Here is a 1,264-nt window from a genome sequence, read left to right on the forward strand (position 1 = left end):
ACCCCGATCAGCTGCCTGCCCGCCCACCTCCCGTGCCTTCCCGCGCTCGCCGTCTGGCGCGACCAGGCCACCTGCGCCTTCACCGCGGACGCCGCACTCCCCGAGGCCCGCGACCTCGCCGAGCACTGGCGGGCGGCGCTCGACGCCCTGGCCCCCGTCCCGGCCCAGCGGGACGGGGACCGGTGAGCCGCCTGTCATGCCCGTCTACCGCGCCACCCGGGCCCTGATGCGGCTGGCCGCCGCCACCGCCTGCCCCACCTCCGTCGAGGGCGTCGAACACCTGCCGCGCACCGGCCCGGTGCTGCTCGCCGGCAACCACCTCGCCGCCTGCGACACGTTCTTCCTGATGGCCGCCGTCCCCCGGCAACTGGTCTTCTTCGGCAAACGCGAGTACTTCACCGCCCCCGGGCTCCGCGGCCGCGCCCTCGCCGCCTACTGCACGCGACTCGGCTTCCAGCCGGTCGACCGCCGCGGCGGCCCCGCCGCCGCGCGACGGTTCGTCGCCACCGGCTCCGCCCTGCTCGCCGCCGGCGCCGCCCTCGCCATCTACCCCGAGGGCACCAGGTCACCGGACGGCCGACTGCACCGCGGCCGCCCGGGAACCGCCTCCATCGCCCTGACCTCGGGCGCCCCCCTGGTGCCCTTCGGCATCACCGGCACCGACCGGGTCCAGCCCGTCGGCACCACGCTGCTCAGACCGCACCGCGTCCACATCCGCTTCGGCCACCCCGTCGACCACACCGCGCTGCGCGGCCGCGCCCCGCGCCCGGACGGCGCCCCCGCCACCGCGACGCTCCGCGAGCTGACCACCCTGCTGATGCGGCGCATCGCCGAACTCTCCGAGCAGCCCTACGTCGACACCCTCGCCACCCCGCCGCTCTCCGTGCCCGGCTGACCCGCGTCGTGTCGCGTCGCGTCGCGTCAGCCGGCGGCGACGGCCGGCGCGTCGCCCAGTCGCGCGCCGGTCCAGCCGAGCGCGCGCCACCCCCGCCCCGGCGCGCCCTCCAGCGTCACCACACCACCGTTGGGCACCTCGTGCGCCACCACGAACTCCAACGACACGTTGGCCACCCGCGCCGCCGTCCACACCCGGATCATCGAGCCGTGGCCGACCAGCGCCACCGCCGCGCCGGCCGAGGCCGCCTCCGCCACCACGGCGTCGAACCGCCCCAGCGCCTCGACGCCGCTCTCACCGCCCGGCATCCGCACCCCGCTCCGCCCCGAAGCCCAGTCGCACGCCACCCGCAGGTAGACGCCGACCGAC

Annotated in this window: 3 protein-coding genes; 2 read left to right on the forward strand and 1 reads right to left on the reverse strand. The window is 77.5% G+C overall.

Going from position 1 to position 1,264, the window contains the following annotated elements; genetic code table 11:
* Together E1283_RS36285 and E1283_RS36290 are read left to right on the forward strand one after the other, a co-directional pair.
* On the forward strand, positions 1-186 hold a 186-nt coding region (locus E1283_RS36285), incomplete at its 5' end, for a hypothetical protein (RefSeq protein ID WP_165956380.1).
* A 10-nt stretch (positions 187-196) separates the two neighbouring features.
* The gene (locus E1283_RS36290) at positions 197-895 is read left to right on the forward strand and encodes a lysophospholipid acyltransferase family protein (protein ID WP_243745350.1); all 699 of its coding nucleotides are present in this window, start codon (positions 197-199) and stop codon (positions 893-895) included.
* Positions 896-921: 26 nt separating this feature from the next.
* Here the strand turns inward: E1283_RS36290 and E1283_RS36295 are convergent.
* A partial coding sequence (locus tag E1283_RS36295; RefSeq protein ID WP_207930677.1) for a histidine phosphatase family protein occupies positions 922-1,264 on the reverse strand: 343 nt, incomplete at its 5' end.

The organism is Streptomyces hainanensis (assembly GCF_004348415.1).
Taxonomy (GTDB): Bacteria; Actinomycetota; Actinomycetes; order Streptomycetales; family Streptomycetaceae; genus Streptomyces; species Streptomyces hainanensis.